The 23,420-nt window shown below is 32.9% G+C and carries 15 protein-coding genes; 2 read left to right on the top strand and 13 right to left on the bottom strand.

Annotation, left to right across the window (positions count from 1 at the left end):
- The 8 genes from L3X39_RS14195 to lysA all read right to left on the bottom strand — a co-directional run bounded on the left by L3X39_RS14195 (nucleotide 1) and on the right by lysA (nucleotide 8,693).
- A complete protein-coding gene (locus tag L3X39_RS14195; RefSeq protein WP_237232522.1) occupies nucleotides 1-1,038 on the bottom strand; it encodes a hypothetical protein in 1,038 nt (345 codons plus the stop codon).
- 6 nt (nucleotides 1,039-1,044) lie between these two features.
- On the bottom strand, nucleotides 1,045-1,884 hold the full coding sequence (locus L3X39_RS14190) for a nuclear transport factor 2 family protein (RefSeq protein WP_237232521.1): 840 nt from the start codon (nucleotides 1,882-1,884) through the stop codon (nucleotides 1,045-1,047).
- A 42-nt stretch (nucleotides 1,885-1,926) separates the two neighbouring features.
- Complete coding sequence (locus tag L3X39_RS14185) at nucleotides 1,927-2,445, bottom strand: RidA family protein (RefSeq protein ID WP_237232520.1); 519 nt, start codon at nucleotides 2,443-2,445, stop codon at nucleotides 1,927-1,929.
- Nucleotides 2,446-2,822: 377 nt separating this feature from the next.
- The gene (locus tag L3X39_RS14180) at nucleotides 2,823-3,746 is read right to left on the bottom strand and encodes a nuclear transport factor 2 family protein (RefSeq protein ID WP_237232519.1); all 924 of its coding nucleotides are present in this window, start codon (nucleotides 3,744-3,746) and stop codon (nucleotides 2,823-2,825) included.
- A 70-nt stretch (nucleotides 3,747-3,816) separates the two neighbouring features.
- The gene (locus L3X39_RS14175) at nucleotides 3,817-4,554 is read right to left on the bottom strand and encodes a hypothetical protein (RefSeq protein ID WP_237232518.1); all 738 of its coding nucleotides are present in this window, start codon (nucleotides 4,552-4,554) and stop codon (nucleotides 3,817-3,819) included.
- Nucleotides 4,555-4,720: 166 nt separating this feature from the next.
- Nucleotides 4,721-5,467 (bottom strand): LytR/AlgR family response regulator transcription factor, encoded by a 747-nt coding sequence (locus L3X39_RS14170; RefSeq protein ID WP_237232517.1) that lies wholly within the window; start codon nucleotides 5,465-5,467, stop codon nucleotides 4,721-4,723.
- On the bottom strand, nucleotides 5,468-7,357 hold the full coding sequence (locus tag L3X39_RS14165; RefSeq protein WP_237232516.1) for a tetratricopeptide repeat-containing sensor histidine kinase: 1,890 nt from the start codon (nucleotides 7,355-7,357) through the stop codon (nucleotides 5,468-5,470).
- Nucleotides 7,358-7,457: 100 nt separating this feature from the next.
- Nucleotides 7,458-8,693 (bottom strand): diaminopimelate decarboxylase, encoded by a 1,236-nt coding sequence (gene lysA / locus L3X39_RS14160; protein ID WP_237232515.1) that lies wholly within the window; start codon nucleotides 8,691-8,693, stop codon nucleotides 7,458-7,460.
- A 196-nt stretch (nucleotides 8,694-8,889) separates the two neighbouring features.
- Between lysA and sucC the strand changes: the two genes are divergently transcribed.
- Nucleotides 8,890-10,080 (top strand): ADP-forming succinate--CoA ligase subunit beta, encoded by a 1,191-nt coding sequence (sucC, locus tag L3X39_RS14155; protein WP_237232514.1) that lies wholly within the window; start codon nucleotides 8,890-8,892, stop codon nucleotides 10,078-10,080.
- Between the two features lie 33 nt (nucleotides 10,081-10,113).
- Here sucC and L3X39_RS14150 read toward each other — a convergent pair whose 3' ends face one another.
- A complete protein-coding gene (locus L3X39_RS14150) occupies nucleotides 10,114-10,377 on the bottom strand; it encodes a DUF1456 family protein (protein WP_237232513.1) in 264 nt (87 codons plus the stop codon).
- 371 nt (nucleotides 10,378-10,748) lie between these two features.
- On the opposite strand from L3X39_RS14150, the gene L3X39_RS14145 reads away from it, so the two are divergent.
- Nucleotides 10,749-11,162 (top strand): TerB family tellurite resistance protein, encoded by a 414-nt coding sequence (locus L3X39_RS14145; protein WP_237232512.1) that lies wholly within the window; start codon nucleotides 10,749-10,751, stop codon nucleotides 11,160-11,162.
- 92 nt (nucleotides 11,163-11,254) lie between these two features.
- Here L3X39_RS14145 and uvrB read toward each other — a convergent pair whose 3' ends face one another.
- The 4 genes from uvrB to L3X39_RS14125 all read right to left on the bottom strand — a co-directional run bounded on the left by uvrB (nucleotide 11,255) and on the right by L3X39_RS14125 (nucleotide 23,412).
- Complete coding sequence (gene uvrB, locus L3X39_RS14140) at nucleotides 11,255-13,258, bottom strand: excinuclease ABC subunit UvrB (RefSeq protein WP_237232511.1); 2,004 nt, start codon at nucleotides 13,256-13,258, stop codon at nucleotides 11,255-11,257.
- Nucleotides 13,259-13,285: 27 nt separating this feature from the next.
- Nucleotides 13,286-15,613, bottom strand: a complete 2,328-nt coding sequence (locus L3X39_RS14135) for a choice-of-anchor L domain-containing protein (protein WP_237232510.1) — start codon at nucleotides 15,611-15,613, stop codon at nucleotides 13,286-13,288.
- Nucleotides 15,614-15,663: 50 nt separating this feature from the next.
- Nucleotides 15,664-20,553, bottom strand: coding sequence for a T9SS type B sorting domain-containing protein (locus tag L3X39_RS14130; RefSeq protein ID WP_237232509.1), 4,890 nt, complete (start codon nucleotides 20,551-20,553; stop codon nucleotides 15,664-15,666).
- A gap of 138 nt (nucleotides 20,554-20,691) precedes the next feature.
- Complete coding sequence (locus L3X39_RS14125; protein ID WP_237232508.1) at nucleotides 20,692-23,412, bottom strand: T9SS type B sorting domain-containing protein; 2,721 nt, start codon at nucleotides 23,410-23,412, stop codon at nucleotides 20,692-20,694.
- Between the last annotated feature and the right edge of the window lie 8 nt (nucleotides 23,413-23,420).

The following is a 23,420-nucleotide window of genomic DNA, read 5'->3' as shown; positions in this document are numbered from 1 at the left end:
TTAGTTAGATTTTAAATTAGGAATGGCATTATCTTTTCTTAAAATCTCTATAAATTCACGAGTAAAGAAATTTGCATCATCTAGTGAAAGATGAGATTCCTCTGGACATACTAGATCTTTTAATTGATCATAATCTTCAAAATGATAACTCTTAACATTAGCGACTTTTACTAACGAATCCCAAAACCGTTCTCTTGGAAGTCCCATTTTTTCTCCCATTCTAACACCTCCGCTAGATGGTGGCCGAACTAGAATAAGATTACCTCCTTTGGCTTTAAACTTTTTTACATCTTTCATAAAGAACTCTGTGGTTGCATCTTTGTCTGGAGGAGGAGATCCTTTTCCAAAGAAGTGCCAAACATCAATAATGGATTTAGCAAAGGCGGTATCGGTTACCGTTCTAGGCATCATACTTATATTTCTAGGAATTGATACATCTCCAAAATTGTAAAACGGTGGTGGTGGTGGCATGGTATCTCGGGTTCCCCAATTAACACGCTTTAACAAGGCTTTTAAATCAATATCATCATTCCATTCTTCTTCATCGGCCGACATCAAAACTAAATTTTGTTGTAGCGGAACTGATAATAAATAATTAAGTCTTTGTGCATAAGTTCTATCACGGTAAAAATCTACTTTTGATTGAGGGCGTTCCCAAGGAAACGCCTTTGGATAAGTAGTAGAGAACAGTAATCCAGGAGTAACACCAACTATAACTGTACCATTAAAGTTGGTATTATTAACAATGTCATGAAACGTAGGTAGTGGCGAAGAACCGGTTGATGAAAGTTGTATAGGTACTTTCCCTGTAAGTTTTTCCCATTGCTTAACTTGAATGTCAAAATATGCTCTAGATGACCCCAAAATAACAACGTCATCTTTACCGGCTTTTTCTACATTTGCTCTAGCCATAGCCCAAAGCGCTTTTTCATCATTTAATGTTGGATGCAGACCTTGAGAACGCCAGTAAAGTTCCCAAGCAGCTACTGAAATTATTCCGAGTATAATCGCGATGATGAGAGATTGTTTTAATTGCATATCAATTTATTTTTTTTCGGAGTCGGCAAGTTTTTTGGTATCTACATACTGCTGAAAAGCAATTACTTTCCCATCTTTTAGTGTCCAAAGATGAGCGGCTTGTGCATTATAAGTTTTGCCACTTTCTTTAAATTTAGCATCATATCGTAATGTTGCCAAAACTTGATTATTGCTCATTTCATGTAATGTAATATCAGCGAGTTTAAAATATTCATGGTCTGCACCAAGACGTGCAAAAACACCATTTAAAACAGCATCGGGTCCAATATAAGGGTTGCCATCGGCCAGTTTATTACTTTCGGCTTCGTTCCAAACAATATTTTCATCCATAGCTCCAAGTACTGCAGGGATATCTCCAACTGAAAATGCTTTGTACATACCATCAACAATAGCTGCATTATTTGGAGTTACTGAATAACGATAGCTTTTCAAGATTTTCCAATGACCATTTACATTTTTAAGCGTATTTACAAATTGACCACTTTGTACAACTTTTGGCTCGTCGATTTTACTAAATACAAAAGAGCCACTTACAAACATATAATCTTTGTTTAAAACAGTTTCGTCTATCGTTTTTAGAGCTATATTATATTTTCCAGCATTAAATGTGGCACTATATAGAGCTTTAATTGCTTCTAAACCAGATACCATACTTCCGTCTGAATTTTTTATTGAGGCATCTTTTGTGTACAGTGCATCTATATGGTCAAGATTTTCTGTATCAATCATATCTATATATAATTGATGCATTTTTTCGACACCTGCATTTTGAGCATATACTTGAAATATAAAGGGTGCGCTGAGTAAAAAAATGAATAAAAGATTTGTAACTTTTGAATTTCTCATGATTATAATTTTTAAATGGTTATTAGTTATAGTGATTTATTTTTATTCAGATTTATGAACTTCCAATTCAATTTCAATCATAAATTCTGGTATTGCCAATTCTTTAACACCCAACCAAGAGCCTGTTGGAAATTTGCCTTTGTAAATGTCATTTCTGTAAGCAGCAACTTCCAAAAATTTAGGCATGTTGGTAGTAAAAATATTTTCTACAATCACATCATCAAATGTGCATCCGTAGTGCCTTAAAACTTTTTCTAAATCTGCATAGCAATTTTTCATTTGCTGTTCTAAATCGCCAATAGCAGTGGGATTCCCTGTATCATCCATACTTACTGCTCCAGAGATTTTAATATCTTTTCCAATTTTTACTGCGTGTGAATAGCCATAGGCTTTTTCAACTTCTGGTCGAAGTAGAAAAAATTCTGGAGCTTCTTTGTCTTGTGAAGACTGGTGGAATTCTAAAACGTGTTCTTCTAGTGCTTTACATTTTTTTTCATTACAACTTGTTAAAAAAAGGGCAGGTATTATGATTACTAGGGTATAAAGGCTTGTAGCTTTCATTTAAAAAAAGATTTAATTGGTTAATTAGAATGTTTAGTATCTAGGTATAAAAAATAACTGAAGGAGGTGGTTTCGAGTAAAACGAGTAAAATAAGAAGTGTTTAATCCAGAATCTTGAATTAGAATTTGTTTCGAGGGTATTAAACATAAATGTCTTTAATATTTATTAAAAAAATCAATTAAAGACTTAGGGAAAAGTGTTATAATATTAAATAAAATTATGAACTCTAACAAATTAATTATCAATTATTCATATTTAACTTTAAAAGGATTAAAAAAATGCTTAACATATGTTAAGCATTTTGACTAATTGATTCAAATAATAATCACTGCTATACCAATGCCTTTTTATAATTTATTATCCTTCCTTGATAAATTTATTTTGGCGCTGGCATTGAATAGCCCAATTGGTTAAACAAAGTCAGATTGTCATAGTATGCATCTTCTCGGGATAGCTTATTATTAGTAACTGTCCATATACTATGTCCGTGCGTTGTTATTGCTTTATTCGTAGCTGCATTACCTTGAAATGGTTTTGTGTTAGTGCCTTTACATGTCCAATCTATATGAATGGTATTTCCAATTATTTTATAATTATCTAGTATAACCTTAAAATCTGGGAATGCTCCATGAAACACATCCATTAAATTAGTACCATATTCAGCAGCACTTTTTGCAATTACATTTCCGTTTTCAGTTCTTACAAAATCATTTGTCATGATTGAAGCCATCAAGGATTTATCATTATTATTCCATGCTTTTACACAGTTATCTATTAACGATTTCATGGCTTTTTCATCAGCAGACATATTCTTTTCTGCTTCAATTTGTTGAAAATTTAAAACAACTTCTGTTGGATCCCAATACCCAACTTGTCTCACTATTTTTCCATCAACAAACTTGTATGTAAGATGTACTGGAATTGTTATCTCTTTGCCATTTCCGGCCAATGTTGCTTTCCACTCTAACCAACAATTAACCCAAGTATTACCATCGTCCGTTAAGACCATTTCATACTCTGGTTCATTGTCTGTAAACCCTCGACGTGAGTAGTTGTTATCATTTGCTTTGTGATAAGCAACAGTTTGATCGGGAGTCATAAATTTATCTTTGGAATTAGAATTAAAATATGTTTTTGCGCTATCAGCATACATACTGGTATCATAATTCTTTTCATTATAATTTTTGATAGTTTTTTTTACTATTTCAATTTCTGGAGATTGTTGTGTATAACGCTTGTCTTGTTTTTCACAAGAAGTGAATAGAACAATTGCAAGCCCTAATAAAATTAAATTTTTCATAATGCTTAGTTTTGATTAAAGGCCTACTTAAGAGACTCAGTAGGCCTTATTTTGGTTGGTTAGTTATAGTTTATTGCATGCTTAGTTCTTTTTCAAGAGTGAAAGTATAGCTCCAAATGTCATCAACTACAGCTCTGAATTTTTTACGAATATCATCCGTTTTAGATTTTCCGTGTACACTCTCATAAACTTTCCACACACCGTCAGTATCCTTATCTAAGGCTGCAAAATCTTTAAAAGGTGTAGACACAAAATAGTCACTTCCTTCGCCTCCCATAAGTCTATACCAGTATCCTCTACTGTCTCCTTCTTTTGAGCTAATAGCCGAAGAAACTTGTTTTATAATATCATTGAAGGCAACATCATCATTAATAATAAAGTTTGTAACCCATACAATTGACATGTCACCTAGTGGTGTTTTACGACTAATTTCAGGCATATTTCTGGTTGTATTAAACTCAGTACTTTCTATGTGTGGGGTTATAAAGTCTAGAGCGATTGAGCGACACGCTTTTGCTGCCGTATCTGCTTGATCCATTTCTGCCCAATTTTTTAATCGCGAAGAGAGGACGTAAACATTGCCTTTACCTTGTAAACGATGCCATACATTCCAAGTACTAGTACCATTATTTTCTTTATAACACTTGTTCCACTTCTTTACACCATCTGTAAAGTTGGCATCATGCCCAAATTTTATAGTAAACTCAGTTAAGTTCATTATAAAACTTTCTTGATTTTGTGATTGTGCTGAAATAGGCAGCATCAATACGATTGTAACTAATGTTAGGGCTGTTTTTAAAATTTTCATGTTAATAGCGTTTTATGGTTAATTAATAAGAATCACAATAGATTCTTGTACCTAAGTAATTGAGAATAAACAATTATTAAAACCAACTTAGGACGAAACATTATATATAATGTCCGAACGGATAAATTTATTTATCGAAAGTTTTTATATGATGGGAAGATTTGACTTATATGGTCTGTAAACGCTTTAAAAGTTCTTCTTTAAAAGATTTACTTAAGGGTATGGCTTTTCTACCAATCACAATATGGCTTGTAGCTACTTCGTTAATTTGCGAAAGATTTACAACATATGAGCGATGTACTCTAATAAAGTGTTTTTGTGGTAGTTTTACTGATATATCTTTAAGGGTCATTACCAACAGATATTCCTTTTCTTTTGAATAAATACGACAATAATTACGTTCAGCTTCAATGTAAAGAATGTCATTGATATTTACCTTCACCATTTTTTCATGATGACGCACAAATATACAGTCACTTAATATGAAGGTATCAGACTTTCCTTGTTCTAAATTATTAAGTTCAGCATTTTCAGTAGATTTTAATTGATTTGTAACAAGTTCAATAGCGCGTTGTAAATCTAATTTTTTGAAAGGTTTTGAAATAAAAGCTGCTGGGTTTGTAGCCTTAGCTCTATTAAAATGGTCGTCATCAGCATTTGCAGTTAAATAAATAACCGAAATCGAAAAACTTTTCTGGATTTCTTTTACAGTTTCAATACCATTTAATTTCCCCTTTAAGTTTATATCCATTAAAAGGATATCTGGTTTGTTTTCCTTGATGTGTACGATGGCTTCTTCGCCTCTGGGAATAATCCCTGTAACTTCATAACCAAGTGTTGTGAGTTGTAATGAAATGTTTGCTGCAATTAGCATTTCATCTTCAACAATTAATATTTTTACAGGTTTACCCATTTATGCTGCTTTGTTTAATTTAAATTCAAATAAAACTGTGGTACCTTTTTTGTTATCTTCCAACATTTTACCATCAAGCTGTTGCGTCAATAATTTTATAAGTTGTGAACCAAACCCAGTACCTTTTGGTGCTTGCCCTACAACTTTACCAATGCCATTATCAGTTACTTTTAGTGTTAAAATATCGTTAGTACTTTTTTGTAGACTAATACTTATTTCACCTTTTTTATCTTTAGGAAAGGCATATTTTAAAGCATTTGTCAATAACTCATTTACAATTAAGCCAATAGGCACTGCTGTATCTACATCTAATTCCAAATTATCCATAGCGCATTTAATTTTTACTTTATCTTCTGCATTAAAAGTATCTAAAATGCCATCGCTTAAATTAACAAAATAGTCTTTCATTTCTATACTGCCTAAATTATTTCCTTGATACAGCTTTTGATGAATAATGCCCATCGATTGTACCCGATTCTGACTAGCAATCATAGCATCTTTACTAGCAGAATCCTCTAATTGTGCAGATTGTAGTGCAATTAAACTTTTAACCATTTCCAGATTGTTTTTTACTCGGTGGTGTATTTCTTTTAAAAGCAATTCATTCTCAGCATTTTTTGCTTTAATTATTTTGGTAGCTTTTTTGTTTTTGTTGAAGAAGTAGAATAAGGATAACAACAATATCGCAAGTAAAGCTGCAATAGCTATAATTAAATTTTGCGCTTTGCTTTTTTGTTCTAACAATAGGGTTTGGGATGCAAGTGCTTCATCTTTTTTACCTGTTTCATATTTTACAACAGCCTCTGTTTGAAGATTGATAACTTTATCTTCAAGCATTTTTTTTGTATTAGCATGTGCTTTGTCTTTGTAAAGCATAGCGTTTTTGTAATCATCAAGGTTTTCGTAACAAGCTGCTAAATCTAGGTATGGCTGAACAATGTTGTCTTGACCCTTTTCTTCATAGGCATTAACGCCAATAGATAGGTGCTCTAGTGCTTTTCTAAATTCATTTTGTTTGAGATAAACTTGACCTATTTCTGTGCGATAGGTAGCGCAACGTTCTTCACCAATATTTTCTTTACATAGCTCCCAAGCACTCATATAATCCTTTAAAGCGTTTCCATAATCGTTAGCTTTCATGTAAACTTCTCCCCTGTAAGAGTGTGCTCTTACGGGTACGAAAATTTCTTCAGGAGCTTTAGTTCGAACAATTTCTAGACAATAATCGGCTGCTTGATAAGCTTTTTCAAATTCGCCAAGTTCACCATATCCAATAATCAAATTAAACTGAGCTATGGCAACTGAAGCGTAGTTACCTGTTTTTTCTAAGATAGGAATCGCTTTATTTGTGTATTCGATAGACTTTTCAAATTCTTCCATCACTTGATACAAAACTCCTAGAGAACGATAGGCATTACCCAATCCACTTTCGTTATTTAATTCTTCGTATAAAGAAATGGCTTTAAATAACACCTCTTGTGCTTTATCTAATTGACGAGTGTTCATGTAATCTATAGATAAAGTTCTATAAGTATTAGCAATTTTATTTTTATCATCCGTTTTTTGATAGAACTCTAGGGCTTTTTCTGAATGGTAAACCACGGAATCTGGTGAAAACGTACCATTGTAACCATGCCAATTGGCAAGTTCCTCATGGATTTCTGCAATGGTTTTTGAACCGCTCGTATGTAAACTTCGCTTTAATGTTTGTAATCCAATTTTATGAAATAGATCTAAATTCTTGCCTGTATAGGCGTTTTTCCGCATCCATGATAAGGAAGAGTCTATGGATACTGTTTTAAAATTTTCAACATTTAATTCATTTTCTTGACCATAAATGTTGATTATAAAGCATAAAATAGTGAGAGAGATGATTAGTTTTTTTGTCATAAGCCTTAGTAAATACGAGAAAATAAAGACTTAGGGAGACTTAAAGATAACAAAAAAGCTCAACTTTTGTTGAGCTTTTAAAAATTTAAGACGTAAATATTTATTTTGCTAATTGACTTTCCTTTTTCTTAGAAAAATCAACTTCAATTTGGTTATTTAAAATGTCATCAAAATTCTCTCTTTTTCTAATGAGGTAAGCTTTATTTTGATACCATAAAACTTCTGCTGGTCTAAATCTGGAGTTATAGTTGCTAGCCATAGAAAAACAGTAGGCTCCAGCATTTTTGAAGCATAAAATATCCCCTTCATTTATTTCGTTGATGCGTCGGTTGTTTCCAAATGTATCCGTTTCACATATGTAACCAACAACGGTATAAAAACGTTCGCGTCCTTTTGGGTTGGAAATATTTGTAATTTCATGATGTGAACCATAAAACATAGGGCGTATTAAATGATTGAATCCAGAATCTACTTGTGCAAACACCGTTGAGGTAGTTTGTTTTACGGCATTAACCTTAGTTAAAAAGTAACCAGATTCACTTACCAAGAACTTTCCAGGTTCAAAAGCAAGGGTTAAATCTTTACCATATTCTTTACAGAATTCATTAAATTTAGAGGTTAATTTTTTACCTAACTCTTCAATGTTCGTTTCAATATCTCCTTGTTTGTAGGGTACCTTAAAGCCAGAACCAAAGTCAATAAAATCTAAATTTTTAAATTGTTTAGCGGTTTCAAATAATATTTCACTAGCATAAAGGAATACTTCAATATCTAAAATATCGCTACCTGTATGCATGTGAATACCGTTAATAGTCATTTTGGTGTTCTCAACAATACGTAAGATATGTGGTATTTGATGGATTGAAATTCCGAATTTAGAATCAATGTGACCAACTGAGATATTTGCATTTCCACCAGCCATAACATGTGGATTTATACGAATACATACAGGGATATTTGGATGTTTTGTTCCAAATTGTTCTAAAATAGATAGATTGTCAATATTTATTTCTACACCTAATTTGGCAGCTTCTTCAATTTCGGCTAGGGATACCCCGTTAGGAGTATATATAATTTGCTTAGGTGAAAAACCAGCAGCTAATCCCAATTGTACTTCTTGTATTGAAACGGTATCAATACCAGAACCTAGTGATTTAAATAATTTTAAGATGGATATATTTGATAATGCTTTAACAGCATAATTGATTTTTAGGCTTTTTACATTTTTAAACGCATTTGTAAGTCTTTTGTATTGCGCTTCTATTTTTTCGGCGTCATAAACATACACAGGGCTACCAAATTCTTCTGCAGTTTTTAATAATTGACTCTCTGTCATAATTTCAAATTTTCATCAAAGATATTTTATTAAGTTTTATAAAAAATAAATAAATCAAAATTTATTATAATTAAACAAAATGTTAAATATATAACATTTTAAATTTGTTAGAAATTGTTAAAAGTTTTCATTATTAATTTTAGGGTAAGTTAACATGATTATATACTTTTGTGACTGTTAAACTATTAAGTAAGTTATGAATTTACACGAATATCAAGGTAAAGAAATTTTAAGCAGTTTTGGAGTTCGCATCCAACGAGGTATTGTAGCTCAAAATGCTCATGAAGCTGTTGCAGCTGCAAAACAATTAACTAATGAAACTGGAACAAGTTGGTACGTTATTAAAGCTCAAGTTCATGCTGGAGGACGAGGTAAAGGCGGAGGCGTTAAGCTTGCAAAAAATTTAAAAGAGGTTGAGGAAATTGCAGGAAAAATTATAGGGATGGACTTAGTTACCCCTCAAACTTCTGCCCAAGGAAAACGTGTACATCAGGTTCTTATTGCAGAGGATGTTTACTATCCAGGTGAGAGCGAAACGGATGAGTTTTATATGTCTGTTTTACTTAATAGAGGTACAGGCAGAAATATGGTTATGTATTCAACTGAAGGTGGTATGGATATCGAAACGGTTGCTGAAGAAACACCTCATTTAATATTTACCGAGGAGATAGATCCTACAGTTGGCTTACTGCCATTTCAAGCAAGACGTATAGCTTTTAATTTAGGGTTATCAGGAAATGCGTTTAAAGAAATGACAAAATTTGTTACGAATCTTTATACAGCTTATGTAAAATCAGACTCTTCTTTATTTGAGATTAATCCTGTTTTAAAAACGAGCGATAATAAAATAATGGCGGTTGATGCTAAAGTAACCATTGATGACAATGCGCTTTTTAGACATAAAAATTATGTTGATTTACGTGATGTACGTGAAGAAAGTGCCATTGAAGTTGAAGCAGGAGAACTTGGTTTAAACTATGTTGACCTTGATGGAAATGTTGGTTGCATGGTTAATGGAGCCGGTTTAGCAATGGCAACTATGGATTTAATTAAACAAGCGGGAGGAGAGCCAGCTAACTTTTTAGATGTTGGTGGAACTGCTGATGCGGCGCGTGTTGAAGCAGCCTTTAAAATTATATTGAAAGATCCAGCGGTAAAAGCTATCTTAATTAATATTTTTGGTGGTATTGTACGTTGTGATCGAGTTGCGCAAGGTGTTATTGATGCTTATAAAAACATGGGAACCATTAACGTACCAATTATAGTACGATTACAAGGGACCAATGCTGATATTGCAAAAAATTTGATTGATAACTCTGGTTTAGCAGTATTAAGTGCTACTGAGTTTCAAGAGGCTGCCGACAAAGTGCAACAAGTATTGGCATAATATTTTCAATTATATAAAAAAAGAGCAACTAAATTAGTTGCTTTTTTTTTGTTCTTTATTTTTTGCTTTTTCTTTTGGAGGCATGGGGCCTCTTAAGTGTATAACGAGGCCATTTAAAAAATTACGCAAAATTTGGTCGCCACATTCCATATATTTGGGGTGGTCTTCTCTTCTAAAAAAAGCACCAAGTTCACTTTTAGAAATTCTAAAATCTACCAGCTCCAAAATTTTTACAATATCGTCATCACGAAGCTTCAACGCAACACGTAATTTTTTTAAAATATCATTATTTGTCATGTTTATAATTTTGCACTTTATCTAAAGGTGTATTTCATCGATTTCGGAAAAACGCATCACCTTTTTTAGCGTTTTTTTAAGTTCAGTAAATATACCGCAAATATTCATTTTTTTGATATTCTATTTAATCTGTAATTATTGAATTTAATTAATTGAAAATCAATAATATATATATGTAATCGGATGAGTAAATTTAAAATTCGATAAAGATGAAATGCAATTTTATTAGTTGAATAAAAAATACCTTTTGATAAAGTAATTAAAAATAACGACCAAATACCATACATTTTTCGATAAGTTACATTATATCTACGATTAATAAAAGTGTGTTCTGCGTAACTTTATATTGTAATTAATTAATCCCTTTAGAAATGATTAATAGAGTAGAAAAATTAAGTCTTTTATCTGAAATGATAGCTTTTGCTAAATATGATAAAGACATAAAACGAATAGAGTATAACTTTTTGCTGGGAGTAGCAAAACAGCTCGAGATTTCGCGTGAAGATTTTGAATATTTATTGGAAAACCCTGTTACTTATACACATTTAAAATCGCATAGCGAACGTATTGTTCAGTTTCACAGACTTGTATTGTTGATGAATATTGAACAAGAATATGGTGAAGAAAATAATTCTGCCGGAGTTATTAAGTTATACAATTTTGGTTTAAGAATGGGTTTAAGCCATGAGTCCATAACCAAAGTACTCTATTTAATGGAAAGTTTTCCAAATAAAATAGTACCACCAGACGTATTAATAGATATTTTTAAGACACAATATAACTAAACAAAAGGTATTGTCTCTCACGCATTTCTAAAAGGAAAATTTAAAGTGTTGATTTTTTAATTTAAGTAATGCTAATATGAAAAGCTAAAGGTTTAAACCTTTAGCTTTTCTAGTTTATTTTGGTAAGCTTGTATCTCATCACGGAGTTTTGCCGCAACAATAAAGTCTAATGCCTTAGCAGCTTCTTCCATAAGTTTTCGTCTTTCACGAATTTTCTTTTCTAATTCACCCTTACTTAAATATTCACTTTCAGGTTCGGCGGCTTTTAAAGCTTCTAATTCGTAGCTATATGTGCTAATAGAGTTTTTAGCCAACGCATTATCTAAACTTTTATTTAATGCTTTTGGTATTAAGTTGTGTTTCGTATTGTAGGCAATTTGTTTTTCACGTCTGTAATTGGTTTCATCAATAGTTTTTTGCATACTGTTTGTTATTTTATCTGCATACATAATGGCTTTACCATTTAGGTTTCTAGCGGCTCTACCAACGGTTTGAGTTAATGAACGCGCAGAACGTAAAAACCCCTCTTTATCAGCATCTAAAATAGCTACCAAAGATACTTCAGGTAAATCTAATCCTTCACGAAGTAAATTTACACCAACTAATACATCAAACAATCCTTTTCGCAAATCTTGCATAATTTCAACACGCTCTAAAGTGTCAACATCACTATGAATATATCGACAACGAATTTGAATTCTATCTAAATATTTTGTCAATTCCTCAGCCATTCGTTTGGTTAAGGTAGTAACCAAGGTACGTTCATCTTTTTCAACACGAAGTTGTATTTCTTCTATTAAATCATCAATTTGGTTTAAACTTGGTCGTACTTCTATCACAGGATCTAATAAGCCCGTTGGACGAATTACCTGTTCTACATAAACGCCATCTGTTTTTTGCAATTCGTAATCAGCAGGCGTTGCACTTACATAGATTACCTGATTCTGTAAAGCTTCAAATTCTTCAAATTTTAGAGGTCTATTGTCCATGGCTGCGGGCAATCGGAATCCATATTCTACTAAGTTTTCTTTACGACTTCTATCACCACCATACATAGCATGTACTTGCGAAATAGTTACATGACTTTCATCAACCACCATTAAATAATCGTCTGGAAAATAATCTAATAAGCAGAATGGACGAGTTCCTGGTTGTCTACCATCAAGATATCGTGAGTAGTTTTCAATACCAGAACAATAGCCTAATTCTCGAATCATTTCTAAATCAAATTCTGTACGTTCTTTTAATCGTTTAGCTTCTAGATGTTTCCCGATTTCTTTAAAATAATCATGTTGTTTTACCAAATCATCTTGAATATCCTTAATTGCACCTTGAAGAACTTCAGGTGAAGTAACAAACATGTTGGCTGGATATATGTTTAGTCTGTCATATTTTTCAATGACTTGATTCGTTTGGATATTGAAGGCCTCAATATCTTCAATTTCATCACCAAAGAAATGAATGCGAAAAGCATCATCGGCATAACTCGGAAAAATATCGACGGTATCACCTTTAATTCTGAAATTTCCGTGATTGAATTCACCTTCTGTTCGTGAATACAAACTCTGCACTAATTGATGCAATAACTTTGTTCTAGAAATAACTTGATCGCGTTTAAGCGTAATCACATTTTTTTGAAACTCTATAGGATTACCAATGCCGTATAAACATGAAACAGATGCAACCACCAAAACATCGCGACGCCCTGATAGGAGTGAAGAAGTAGTGCTTAACCGCATTTTTTCAATTTCCTCGTTTATTGATAAATCTTTTTCTATATAAACTCCAGAAACAGGGATATAAGCTTCTGGTTGATAATAATCATAATAAGACACAAAATACTCAACGGCGTTGTTTGGAAAAAACTGTTTGAATTCAGAATATAGTTGAGCTGCCAATGTTTTATTATGCGCTAAAACCAAGGTAGGTTTTTGGACTTCCTCTATAACATTTGCAACTGTAAAGGTTTTACCCGAACCTGTTACACCAAGAAGCGTTTGGTATTTTTCATTAGAAATAATACCATTAACAAGTTGTTTTATAGCTTCTGGCTGATCTCCAGTGGGACTAAATTCTGATTCAATATTAAAGTGCATTTTGCAAAATTACGTAAAATAAGTGTCTTATCTTTTTAAAGTAAAATGACCTTTATAAGATATGCCATCTGGAAAAGTGGCAGTATACCAATAATCATCATTTGTAAGTAGATTACCGCTATAAGTACCATCCCATCCCGTTTCAATTGGGTTTATTGATTTCAATAATTTACCAAATCGATCAAAAATATTTATGGTAATATTTGAATTGAATTGCTCATTAACTCCATAAGGTTTCCAAATATCATGAAGTCCATCGTTATTTGGAGTAAAGAATTTAGGAAACCCTAGAACTCCAATTTCTTTTTCAGTAATACCGCAACCATTTTTATCAAGCACCATTATGGTATGAAAACCAGCAGTGACGTTAGTGAAAACATTACTGTCATTAAATATTGGAGTGTCTAAAGCAAATTGATAATCACCTTCTCCAGAAACAGTGATAGTAACAGTATTATTGCTGGATGCTTGTTGAATATCTACACTTTCTATCGTTGCTCGGTTTGATGGAATAACAGTTATATTTCTTGACGAAGCACATCCGTTAAAATGTGTAACCACTGCGGTATAACTTCCTGTTTCGTTTACACCTATACTTGAAGTATTATTAGTTAAAAGTTGATTGTTTAAAAACCACTCATATGTATAATTTGATATGCTATCATTTAAAATACCTGCATCTAATACAATGGTTTGAGGATATGTATTTAAACAATAATAAACGGTATTATCAGATAATAACTCAGGTGTAGTAATTATATTTAAACCCAGCGTTCCAATAGCATAACACGTTCCGTTCGATTCGGTTTTTACATAAATAGTTTCAGAATTTGGAGTTGTATTCGTGTATGAACCACTTAATATGTTTGAATCGCTAAAGGCATCAGCTTCAGTTAAATAACATGTTATGGTTAAACCATTTGGAATATATTGCTCAACATGAGTTGTTAAATCGGAAATACTAAAACTAGTAAAACCATCAACTATGTCGTCATCACAAGTTTCATAGGGAGCGATATTAATGTTTTCGTTTGAAATATCTAAGGTTATTTCAACAACCGAAGCACAACCATATTGATTTTCAACTCTTGCATGAATAATTTGTTGAGGCAATGTATTTTGATAAGACTCTGGAGTATTAATCGGATTTGTTTTTTGCTGAGCATCTATTAGAGTTGTATAAAACCCTTCAATGAACAAAGAGGTGTTAGTACCTGTAATATTTTGTTCAGCATCAAATAAATTATAGGTTGTTAAGCCATCTTGATTTGGGTCACATTCAACAATATTTGTATTTGTAACCGTAGGGTTTTGGGTGTATTCAATCACAATTTCTCCATAAGAAATACAAGAATTTTCTAATGAGACTTCAACATTATAAGTTCCAGCATCAACTACGGTATAGGTTGCATTCGTTTCGCCTAAAATCTCAACATTATCTTTAAACCATCTATAAGTATTATTGCCTGTTTGGAATGCATCAAGTGTTAGAGTTTCGTTTCCACATAATGGATTATTAGTAGATGTCAAACGATGAGGCCCTAAACTGGTACTTAATTGAAAACTTCCAGCTTCTAAAAATACAGCAGAGTCATATCGATAATTTTGCTCGTCTGCAATTACCAATTTTACATGATAGGTTTCGCTAGGTATTGTGTTTGCTGTGGCTGTTAAAACCGTGGTTTGACCATTAAAATTAATAGGTGCAGATGTGTTATTCCAACTACCAAAATAAGTTTCATTTTGGGCAGCACATCCATTTGGAATGGTTGGATGCACCGTTGTAACTTTTACAGGCGTTTGCGTATTTGGTATTAAGGCTATGTTTGTGTATTGTGAGTTGTTTACATTTCTAATTAAAAACCCAAATAAATCTGAATATTGGCAAGTATTAGGATTGTTTTCTTGATACTCTTCTGAAGCAAAAATGTATTTAAAGCTTATTTGGTTTGCCAACGAAGTAAACTCAAACTCTATGATGGTTGCATTAAGTGTGTTGGTTTCATTTAGAATATTTTCTAAATCACTATCTCCATTCCAATTTGCGGCATCATCGTCGCTTAGTGAATTGTTTGGACCTTCAACATTACTTAAACGCCCAGTACTTAAAACAATACCTCTTTGAAAAGGGAACGTAGTACCAGAAGCATCAAAATAACCATAACTTTGGTCTGTACCTCCAAAATTTCCACCTACAACATTTGTTACAACAACATTTTCGATACAAACACTATTGATTAAAATATCTTCTATAAGCTGTTGTGGTGTGTACGTTTGACTATCTACCAGTACATTTTGGGCAAAACTCTGGAAGCAAAAACAAAATAAAAGACAAAAATAAATGAAGTGCTTCATAGATCTAAAAACTCTAACAAAAATAAGCTTTAAGTTTTATTTTAGTGAATTTATCGCTTTAATGCAAAATGACCTTTCACATCAAAAGGAGTTCCATTTTGAATAACTTTTGCAAGAAACCAATAATCATCTGAAGGCATATTTTGACCATTAAAAGTTCCATCCCATCCTATGGACGTGTGTGGTAAAGTTTTTAAAAGTTTGCCGTATCTATCATAAATATAAACTATTGTTCCAGGGATTTCGCTAATCCCTACAATATGCCACGTATCAAAAACACTATCATTATTTGGTGTAAAAAACTTGGGAACATCAATAACAACAACTTCTGTGGTTACATCTTGGCATCCATTTAAATCTCTAATAGTTATGATATGAATTCCAAAAGTTACATTTTCAAAAACATTAGAGGTTTGTGGCTCGCCATTATCTAAAATGAATACATAGTCTCCAATACCATCAATATCTACCGTAATACTATTTGGATCTGCAAAATCTACTTTTGTTGTAAAGTTTATACTTGCTTCTTCCGATTCAATAACCGTAAATTCTTTTGTATAAGAACAATCATTAGAACCAATATTTGGAGTAGTTGCTGTTACCCAATAATCACCAATTTCACTAGGGTCATTTAATTGTATTTGTGAGGTTGTTGCACCAGTTGACCATTGGTATGTATCATTTGGATTTCCAGTATAAGCATCAATAATTAAAGGCAAATCATTGATACATAAAGGAACAACATCATCAATAGGGATTACAGGTAATGGATTCACATAGGTTGTAAACTGTGTAACTCCGTAACATCCGGTGGCATTATTTTCTAATCTAGCATAAATTATTTCGCTGTTAAAAGCTGAATGTGATGTGGGTAAGACATTTGAGCCATTTTCAGCGTCATCCATGGTATTATAATAAGTAACGTTGAAATTTGAAGCACTTAATGACCCCATTATGGTGCTATCCTGCGATGATAAATCAAAGCTTAAAAAGCCGTCAAAATCATCATCACAATCTATTAAATCAGATGGTGTATTAGGAATGGGATTTTCATTTATTTGTAAAATAAATGATGATGTAATATGGCAACCTGTTGAAGTATCAGAAACCCTTACAAAAATAGTATGGTTACTTAATGTATAATTATAGGTCCTATTTAACGGTGCAACATTAGCCTCAGCGTCTGAAAATGTATCATGATAGGATATGTTTACCGAAGAAGTATCATTAACAATCATTGTATCTACCAATGATAATTCATAGCTGTCCGTATCATTATCACAAATAGGAATTGTACCAATAGTATTTGTTGTAGGAGGCAAATTAACAATAAGGTCTAATGTGATAACACTATAGCAACTAGTTAACGTATTTGCTATTTTTATATAAACTGTTCTAGTTGTTGAATCGTAGCTTGAAGGATTTTGAATTTCATTGGTATTATCTAAACCATCATCTGGATTAATATCGCTTAAATTTTCAAAATAATTTACAATAAGATTACTTTGAACTCTATCTAAAATTTCAAAATCTGCAGTGGTTAAGTCGAAGGTTGTAATGCCGTCGTAATCTGCATCACAGGATATTAACGGAGCTGAAACTTCGGTAACATCAGGTGTTGCAATGATGTTAATTCCTAATTCTTCAACAATATGACACAACGAATCCTCACTTTCAATTCTGATGTATAAACTTTGAGGGTTTGTAACGTTAGTATAAGTTAAAGGTAATGGATTGGTATTAGTAGCTGCTTGAGTAGGAGTAAGGTGAAACGAGATATTCAAGTTATCAGGTGACCCTTGAGATATTTCAGCAATTTTTTCACTTAAATCAAAAACATTTCTACCATCATTACTGTCATCGTCACAAACCAAATAATCAATTACAGGATTGTAAACAGGATCTGGTGATACCTGTAATATGAACGAATCAGTTCCAAAACATGAAGGATCGGTAATATTTTCAACGCGGACATAAATGGTTTGCGGACTTGTTGTATTGCGATAAATATTATTTTTATCAATAGGAATTGTGAAAGCAGCATCTTCAAAATAAAATACTTCTTTACCCGTTTGTCCGTTTAAAATTTCAGCGTCTTTATCAACTAATAAAAAATCAGCAAAAGCATCACCATCATCTTCACAAATTTGGAAATTGCTTATTACAGGGAAAATGGGCAAAGTGTTTACTATGGCTTCAAACGAAACAATGGTATAGCATCCAGTCCCACTTAAAGCATCTTCAATCCGAATATATATAGTTTGAGTATCGGTATTATAAGCATTTCTATCACCAACAGGAATAGCGTTAGTGTTAGTATCGGCATCTTCAAAAGAAGTAAAAACGTTAATATCTAAACCTGTTCTGTTATTTGAAACTGCCTCATCAATTTTAGCCTCAAGGTTAATAATTGAAAACCCATCTTGATCATTATCACAAATAATAACATCTATTGGTTCAGTTGCTGAAGGAGCCACCAATACCTCAATTTGAAAAGGATTTACAGTTGAGCAACCTGAATCTATATTTTCAATTCGAGCATAAATAGTCTCAATAGAATTAGTATTGGTATAAAATGGGGGTAATTGATTGGCAGTATTATTACTTTGTGCATCGGCATCTGTTGGAAAATAAGTTACCGTAAAGTCTGTATTACCTGAAGTTATAATACTATCAAGTGAATGTAAATCAATACTTGCAATACCATCATCATTATCATCGCAGTAAGGTATTACCACATTATCGAATAATAGTATAGGGTTTACCAATAATGTAATCTGAGTATTTTCAATACACTCGCCATTATCAATTCGTATGTACAATACTTTTGGACTTACAGCCGCATATAATTGTGATTTATCAATGGCGTTTACATTGTTATCCCTATCATCTTCAGTTTCGAAGAAAGACACCGTAATGGTAGTTGGTAAATCATTAGCAATGTAGCTTTCTACAGTAAACAAATCAAAATTTAAAGCATCTGTGCTATCATCGTTATTATCACATAGCGCAAAATCACCAGTATCTGTGCCTGTAAGCAATAAATTGGTGTGAATTTCAAAAGGAACAATAGTAAAACAGCCTGTAGCATCATCAACAATTCTCAAATATATTGTTGCTGAACCAGGTTCTATTACCGCATTTGTATACTGATAATTCGTTTCATCTGCTATAACGTTAATACCATCTTGAGCATCAGAGTAAGAAACATGAAAGGTAGTTGTAACACCTGTTAGGCCTGCTAGTATATCATCTATCACTTCTGTTAAATCAAAAGTAGCGCTACCATCTAAATCTCTGTCACAAGCATCAATATATTGTGTATCCCTGTTTGCAATAGGACTTATGGTTACATTAACGTTTAAAGTTGTGGTGTTTACACAACCAGTAGATGTATTTACTACCCTAACAAATACAGAGTCTGTTGGAGTATTGGTGTTTATATACGGAATTGGGATTGGGTTATTACCAGTGCTTGCATCTAAACTGTTGTAGTGATATGTTACTAGCATATTAGTTTGACCGCCTGTAATTTCATCATTTTTTTGTGATAAATCTATTACCGCATACCCATCAGGACTATCATCACCATCACAAACCTCTAAATCGGTAGGGTCTACTATATTTGGAACAGAATTTACAACTAAGTTAAAGGATGTATAGGAAAAACAATCGCTATCTAAGTCATCAATTCTAACATAAATCGCTTGAGGGTTTGATGTGTTTGCTATGGGTGTAGTTATAGGGTTTAAATTGTTTCTTGCATCCGAATCCGAAAAATGATATGAAAAGGCGTAGTTTGTAAAGGGTATATTACTTATTAATTCTGAATTTTTTGTACTAAGGTCAAAAATTTCTATGCCATCTTCACTGGCATCATCACATATTTCATAATCAGATATTTGATTTATCGGTTCTTCTGTATTAAGAACGACTACAATTTCATCTTCCTCAACACAATTTGAACCATTTACTGGTACAGAAACTTCAACCCTATATGTTCCATCTTGAATAGCATTATAAGTGGGTGTAATAGCACCAGTTATTAAGCTCCCATTTAAATACCAAGCATAAGATGCTAATGGATTTTGCAAATCTGCATCCAAGAGAACAGAACCAGCACAGGTTTCAACATCTGAACCTAGGTCTAAAATTCTAAAGCTATCACCTTCGATAAAGACGGCGGAATCAAAAGTTCCATCAGTTTGATCTGCTATAATCAGTTTAATATGGTAAGTTACATTTGGTAATATACTACCAGAAGCTGTTAAAACAGTAGTTCTACCATTGTAATTCGTATCTCCGATATTATATCCATCAAAGTATTGGTCATTTTGAGCAGCACAAACACCAAAAATTTCATCATGAATGGTGTTGGTATTAACAGGCGTAGTAGTACCAGGAACTAACGCAATGTTTTGATAAGGGTCAGCAGTTCCAGCTTCTTTGATAAGAAAAACAAAACCATCTGAAAATTGACAAGGGTTTATTCCAAAATACTCTTCAGATGCTAATAAATAATTAAAATGAAATTGATTTGAAATTGAAACAAAATCGAATTCAATAGACGTGGCATTGACGGTGTTTGTGACACCTAAAGCCGCTTCTAAATCGGGATCTGTACCCCAAGCTGAAGAACCTTCACTTAATGTAGGAGTTCTAACAGCATTACCACCCGATGCTGCACCGCCAGTAGATAGAACAATACCATTTTCAAATGGAAAATTCGAACCGGCTCTTTCAAAGTAAGCATAACTTGTAAAACCGTGCGAATTACCATTAACTGATGAACTGATATTGGTAATATCAACACAACCGTCAACTAAATTGTCTAATATGAGCGATTGTAAACCAACAGAATCATCAACTGATATTTGTTGAGAAAAAATGGAATTACTACTAAAAATAAGTATAAATAAGATGTAGTAAATAAATCTCATACCTTGTAGGTTTTCTGTTTGGGTCTTTGTGCAAAAATAATTCTAGTTTTCCAGAATAAATTTAGAACGAAAAGTAGATTTTTTTTAGGTGAAACACAAAAAAAATAGGAGAAAGTGCACTTAAATTGGTTTTAATGTTTAATATTTCAATGTAAAATGATTTTTAAAAATTCTACCATCTTGTAATTTCACAGAAAACCAATAATCATCACTTGGTAATTTACCACCATTAAAAGTACCATCCCATCCTTCTCCAGTGGGGCTTAGTTCCTTAATTAATTTACCAAATCTATTAAAAATAAGCACTTTAGTATTAGGTTGGAACATTTCTGAAACTCCTGATACTTGCCATGTATCATGAATGCCATCATTATTAGGTGTAAAGAATTTAGGAAAACCAATAACGGATACTTTGTCATTAACAACGCCACAATTATTTTTTATATCCTTTACATAAACCGTATAAATACCGGGAGAAACATTTTCGAACACGTTACTTTCCTGATAAGGTGCCACCACTACGTTATTGCTATCAAGTAATCTGTATTCATAAACGCCTTCGCCAGAGACTATAACGGTAATGGTATTATTTGCAGTGGCATCAATAACTTTAATGGATTCAAAAGTAGCTATGTTTGATGGTTCTATGGTAACAGTTCTTTCTTTTGTACAACCATTGGCATTAGTAACAGTAACATTATAAGTCCCAATTTGATTAACATTTATCTCATAAGTACTTTCACCTGTAGACCAGATGTAGCTGTAATTATTAGGAGAATCGTTTAAAACCGCTGCATTAATAGGAATGGTTGCTGGAGAGAAATTCAAGCAGTAATTTGCAACACCCTGCATATCAATATCAGGAAGCTGGTTAACAGTTAGTTCAACTTCGCTAATACCATAGCAATTATTTTGATTTTCAACTCGAGCATAAATGGTTTGCGAATAAGGCATCGTGTTTGTGTAAGAAGTTCCTAAATTGTTTTGTTCTAACAAGGCATCATCATAGGTTTGGTAATAGGCTATATCTAAATTCGTAGTTGGTAATCCGTTAAGAATTAAGCTATCGGCATCGCTTAAATCAAATAGATGAAGACCATCTTCAACGCCATCATCATCGCACACAGCAGGTAAAGCGGCATTATTTGCATCAGTTACGCTTACACTAAGGGTTAGTTCGGAATAACTAAAACACCCGGTTCGGTCATCAATAACTTCAACATAAATAGTTTGTGGATTCGCTGTATTATTAAAAGCAGCACCATTTATCTCATTAATTCTAGATACATCAGTATAGAATTTGGTAGATCTATCCGTAGTTGTACCAGCTAAATCTTCATTAGCCTCTGTAAGGTTAAACGTAGTAAAACCATCAACCAAACCATCTTCGTCACATTGTAAAAGGGTATGGTTAAAAGCATCGGGGTTGGGGTTGAATTCTACAAAAGCTTGACCTTCAATGGCACAATCTCCATTGTTAGGTTCAATATAAACCTCATATTGTCCTGCTTGAAATACCTCTAAATCATAGGTTGTTTCTGGTAAAACAACTTTGTCTCTAGTCCATATATAAGAAGCACCAGGTAATATTTCTGAGGTTAAAGTATAACTATCACCATCACAAAGCGCTAAGTTACTGGAGCTTTCTCCGTTTTTTATGATATCTATTTCCGTGTTAAAAAAGGATGCTATAAAAGGAGGAAGTCCTTGAGAAGATCTAAATGGTGATAAACTAAAAGCATTATGGACATAGTTACAACCTAATCCAAGCGTATTAGGATTTTGAATAATACCCAAATATGGGAGACCTTGAGAATAGGATGCACTTAAAGCTCTATAAATTTTTCCATCGGGACCCAGTTGTAAACCACCTCTATAAAGCTGTTGTTCATCAATCATAATTTGACTTGCTTCAATATCGGCCGCATTTAGATTAAACTGAACTAACGCAGAGGTATGGTTTGAAGGGTCGTTAGAGTTGTTTGGATTTTGTTGATCGAAAAAGTCGTTTGAAGAATGAATATAAAGCAGTTGACTATCTGGAGAAAATTCAACGCCATAAGGGAATGGGCTACCATTGCTTGAGTATATTTGTATAGATTGCTCATTAGAAAGTATACCAGTAGCTACATCAAAATCATAAATATATAACCCGTCTTTAGCATTAGCACTTGCTACCTTCGTGCCATCTGGCGATAACTTTAGGTAACCCCTTGCATCCGAAATAAACAAATTAAAAGTTGATTTTACCGATGTTGTACTTATACCAGTATCACTTACCTCAAAGGCATGATAGGTGTTGTAAGGGCCCTGATTTCCATCAACTGAAGCAAAAGTAACTACCCAAATAGATTTAGAAATACAGTCTTTCAAAACCGCAGTTATTTTTTCCGAACAACGGGGAAGTAAATTGATATTTTTTGTTATAACAGCACCTAAACCACCATCAAGAGTCATATCAATTTCAGAATAGTTTAAACCATTGTTCATACCATTTAAACCATTGTCCACTGTAAAAACATAGAATATATCAGTGTCATTAGGTTTGGGTACGATAATGGCCGATTGAGTACTAGAAGAATCTCCATTTAATCCAAAACCATTTTGCATTTGCAGATGATTTTGATTCCAGACAGTAACCCCATCAGTATAAAACAATAAATTACCGGAATCGTCAGAAATTGAAGAACATCCCTCGCGGGTATTTAATTGCCCATTAGAAGTTCTAGTTATAGTATTATTACCAAGGTTGAATTTGATGCCAGCATTTTCACCAAAATACCAATTTGAAGCTTCATATTGAGGGAAAACACTTAAACAAACAAAATTAAAAATCGCGAATAATATTATTTTTTTCATCTTTTCAT

Origin of the sequence: Flaviramulus multivorans (genome assembly GCF_021728415.1) — a bacterium.
Taxonomy (GTDB): domain Bacteria; phylum Bacteroidota; class Bacteroidia; order Flavobacteriales; family Flavobacteriaceae; genus Sabulilitoribacter; species Sabulilitoribacter multivorans.
Note: the sequence above shows the minus strand (reverse complement) of the source record. Positions and strands in the feature narration are given on the sequence as shown.